A 4233-nucleotide genomic window follows, 5' to 3' on the forward strand; every position below is an offset into this window, starting at 1 on the left:
GGCCAGACCGAAGATGCGCCAGGAACCGTGCCGGCCGAACGCGTAGCGGGCCGGCGGCCGGCGGAGGGCGCCGCTCCGCCGGTACGGCGCATCGAGATCGTAGCCCCCGATCCGCGCTGAGCGCGCGGGGGCCGGTTGCACGGCGACCGGCAACCTCCACTCGGGGTCCCGTCAGTCCATGGCCCGGCGCAGGACGCCCTGGGACCCTTCGGGGGTCGCGGCCATCGGCCGTGGAGCCGGCACGGGACGGACCGGCATCATCGCCCGGACCTGTTCGCGAAAATCCTGGCTGATCCGGTCGGCATCCGCGGTCCCGCGGATCACGCGCGGACGGATGAAGATGATGAGTTCGGTGCGCACCCGGGTGTCGACGCGGTTGCGGAAGGCGGGTCCGATCAGCGGCAGGTCGCCGAGAACCGGCAGGCTCTCGTTGGTGATGAGGGCCTTCTCCTGCACCAGGCCGCCGATGGCGAGGCTGTGCCCGTCATGGACCGCGATGCTGGTGGCGACGCGCCGCTGGCGGATCGTCGGCGAATTGATCGACGAGGTGGTGGTCGGCACCACGTCGCTGACCTCCTGGTTGATGTCGAGCACCACGAGGCCGTTCTTGTTCACACGCGGCGTCACCGAGAGGATGACGCCGGTGTCCTTCATCTCGATCTGGTTGAGGATCGGTGCGCCCGCCGCGAGCGCGCTCTGTCCGGTCTGCTTCACGATCGGCACCTGATCGCCGACCTGGAGCTTGGCCGTGCGGTTGTCCATCACGGTGATGTTGGGCGACGAGATCACGTTGACGCGGGTGATGCCTTGCAGCGCGTTGACCACGACGTTGAAGTCGGTTGCGTTCAACAGGTAGTTGAAGCCGGGCACGCCGCGTGCCGCCGCCGCGACCAGACCCGCCGTCCCCCCCGTCGCCATCGCGGCGACGGTTCCGCCCTGGGCGAGGTTGAACTGGCCCTGGCCCCCATTCTTCAGGAACCACTGCACGCCGAACCGCAACTCGTCGTTCAGGGTGACCTCGGCGATGACGGTTTCGAGCAGGACCTGCGTCGGCATCGCGTCGAGGCGCCCGAGGATCTTGAGGATCTTGTCGTATTGGTTGCGGGTGGCCGAGACGACGATGCTGTTATTTGCCTCGTCCGCCATGATGCCGATCTGGTCCCGGCGCTGCCCGTAGCCTGATTGGGAAAGGCCGGTGCCGTAGCCGGCCGATGCCAGGCCCCCGGACTGCGCCGCTAAATCGGAGCCGTCCGTGCCATAGGCGCCCGTGCCGAAGCCCGCCGCCTGACCCAGCGCACCCTGGCCCATCGCGCCCTGTCCAAAGCCGCCGGCCTGCCCCATGCCGGAGCCGTTCATGCCGGAGCTGTTCATGCCGGCGCCGTTCATGCCGGCGCCGTTCATGCCCCCGGCACCCCCACCGTTCATGCCCGCGCCACCGATCCCGGCGCTGCCCATGCCGGTGCTACCCATGCCGCCAGACAAGCCCGAGCCCGGTCCGCCTCCGGCGCCCATGCCGCCTCCCAAGCCGCTTCCCATGCCGCTTCCCATGCCGGCGCCATAGCCACCCGGGCCATCGCCCGGACCGAAGACCCCGCCGGCGGGCACGCCCGCCCCGGCACCGTTGCCGTAGGCGCCGAAGCTGCTGCTGACGGCGGTGCTCGCCCCGGTCTCGGCGGCGACGACCCCCTGGAGCACCGCGGCGAGTTCGCGGGCCGAGCGGTTCTGGATCCGGTAGACGAAAAGCTGGCGCTCGCGGTCGGCGGCCAGGGTTTCGAGCTTGGCGATCCACTCGCGCGCCCGGTCGAGATAGACGGCCCGCGCGCTCACCACGAGGATGGCGCCCAAGGCCTCGTTGGGCACGAAGCGGATGATGTCGCCGGTCCCGGCGGTCTCGCCGCTGAAGATCTGCACGAGGTCGCGCGCGATGGCGGTCAGATTCGCGCTGCGCACCGGAATCATCGCCGTCGACATGCCGCTCATCCAGTCGACGTCGAACACCGCGATGGTCTCGCGCAGGGCCTGGATCTGGGCGCGGTCGCCGGACAGGATCAGCATGTTGCGTGTCTTGTCCGCACGCAGGATCACGTCGCGGGGGGCGACGGACGACAGGATCGACTGCATCTCCACGGCCGAGATCCAGCGCAGCGGGATCGCCTGGGCTCGTGCGCCCGGCTCGCCCGCGAGGTCCGGCACGCTGCGGACCGGCAGGATGCCGGCGGGACCGCCGGCCGGCAGGATCTCGACGGTCCCGGCGCGCCGCCGCAGGGCGATGTTCCGGCTGGACAGGGCGGCCTCGAACAGGGCGAGCAGCGTCTCCCGGCGCACCGTGCCCGCCGTCTGCAAGGTGACGGTGCCGCTGACGCGCTCGTCGATGGTGTAGTTCCAGCCGAGGGTATCGGCGAGCACGGCCTTGGCGGCGACGGGGATCGGCACTTCGACGAGGTTGAGGCTGACCGGGCCGCCGGGGAGCGGACCGGCGACGACGGCCTCGGTGCCGATGAAGCGGTCGCTGCCGCGCTGGATGACGGGCGCCGTCCGTGGCGGAGGCCCGGGATAGACCACATCCGAACCCGTACGGCCGGGATCGTGGAAGACGAGGCCGGCATCGGCCGCCCTTGCGGCCCGCTCGGGCAGGAAGACCGTGAGGACGAACACCGCGAGCAGGACCCCCACGAGGAGGATGGCTCGGCGTGCAACGCTGGATGCCGGTGTTGCCATTTCCCCTTGTGCCCGCCGTTCCGAACCCGTGTTCTGAACTTCGGAAATAATCGCATTATGGTTAAAAAAACTTTAATCAGACCAATAATGGCCATCATTGAGCGTCGAAATTAGCTGTCGAAGTAAAACAATACTGCCTTTGGCGAGATTTCTGAAGGCGACTAGACGATAGAATTAAACCTCTAGATGGAAACCCAGACGCTTAGACGTGAACCCTTCACACCTCTCCAGCAGCGACTTCAGGGATGGACTTGGACACCCGCGTCATAGGCCCCGCGTATCCGCTTCGTCATGCGCTGTGTTCGCAGTGGTGACCCCGTCAGCCCGCCGAGGCGCCGCAACGCTGGCACAGAACCATCCGATACGATTCCAGCGCGAGTGCGGGCCGGCCCCTTGGCGGGGCGGATCGGGTGTCGAGGGTAAGGAACTTCGCGTGACGTTTCGCATTCCAACCGCAGGTGGTCGGCGCGCTTTGATCCGGCCCGACCCGTGTATGGGAACTGGAGAAACGCATGTTCGGCCGTCCTGCTCTCGCGGCATGTCTCATCCTCCCGGTTCTCCTCGCCGGGCCGGCGCGCGCGAACGACGATCAGGCCGCGGCCCTCTGCCGGGGCGACGTCATGCGCCTGTGCATCAGTTCGGTGCCCGATCGCGACGCGATCGTCTCCTGCATGAAGGTCAACCGGGCCAGCCTCAGCGCCGGCTGCCGGAGCGTCTTCGACACGGGCTTGCGTGCGAATACCGAGAGCCGTTCGGCCACGTTGCGCTGACGGCGAGGCGGGAGAAGCGCTCCGCAAGCCGCCTCCCTTCGCCAAAGCCGCCCTCCCCGGCCCCAAAGTCGGTTGAGCCAAGGCGCGATCCTTGGCAGGCAGGGGCATGCAGGTCTCCTCGCCGCTCCGACGCCCCCTCTCGGCCCTTCGCGCCATGCTCGTCAGCGAGGCCGGCGGCGGGCTTGTCCTGATGGCCAGCGCCGCCCTCGCCCTCGCGGTGGCGAACTCATCCCTGTCGACCGCCTATTTCGCGGGGCTCGAGACCGAGATCGGGGGCCTGAGCGTCCTTCACTGGATCAACGACGCCCTGATGGCGGTGTTCTTCCTGCTCGTCGGCCTCGAGATCAAGCGCGAGGTGCTCGACGGGCGCCTGCGGACCTGGCCGGATCGGATCCTGCCCGGGCTCGCGGCGCTGGGCGGGATGGTGGCCCCCGCCCTCGTCTACGTGGCGGTGAATCGGCACGCGCCCGAGACGATCCGGGGCTGGGCGATCCCAGCCGCCACCGACATCGCCTTCGCGCTCGGCGTCCTGGCACTGCTCGGCAAGCGGGTCCCCGTCTCCCTGAAGGTCTTCCTGACCGCGCTCGCCATCATCGACGACCTCGGCGCGGTTCTGATCATCGCCCTGTTCTACACCGCCGGCCTGTCGCTGCCGATGCTCGGCGGCGCGGCGCTGACACTGGCGGTCCTCGCTGGCTTGAACCGGGCCGGCGTGAGCCGTCTGCCTCCCTACCTCGTGCTGGGC

At 68.9% G+C, this 4233-nt stretch carries 3 protein-coding genes; 2 read left to right on the forward strand and 1 reads right to left on the reverse strand.

The features are described from left to right. Positions 1 to 171: 171 nt before the first annotated feature. Positions 172 to 2673, reverse strand: coding sequence for a type II secretion system secretin GspD (gene gspD, locus JWQ05_RS08250; RefSeq protein WP_299657403.1), 2502 nt, complete (start codon positions 2671 to 2673; stop codon positions 172 to 174). 557 nt (positions 2674 to 3230) lie between these two features. Here gspD and JWQ05_RS08255 point away from each other — a divergent pair. Together JWQ05_RS08255 and JWQ05_RS08260 are read left to right on the forward strand one after the other, a co-directional pair. Then, entirely contained in the window at positions 3231 to 3488 is a 258-nt protein-coding gene (locus JWQ05_RS08255) for a hypothetical protein (RefSeq protein ID WP_299657405.1), read from the forward strand. Positions 3489 to 3594: 106 nt separating this feature from the next. Next, on the forward strand, positions 3595 to 4233 hold a 639-nt coding region (locus JWQ05_RS08260), incomplete at its 3' end, for a Na+/H+ antiporter NhaA (RefSeq protein ID WP_299657408.1).

This window comes from Methylobacterium sp. (assembly GCF_028290105.1).
Classification (GTDB): domain Bacteria; phylum Pseudomonadota; class Alphaproteobacteria; order Rhizobiales; family Beijerinckiaceae; genus Methylobacterium.

Coding starts and splice junctions, on each gene's coding strand:
- JWQ05_RS08255 (WP_299657405.1), top strand. CDS start 3,231: ATGTTCGGCCGTCCTGCTCTCGCGGCATGTCTCATCCTCCCGGTTCTC.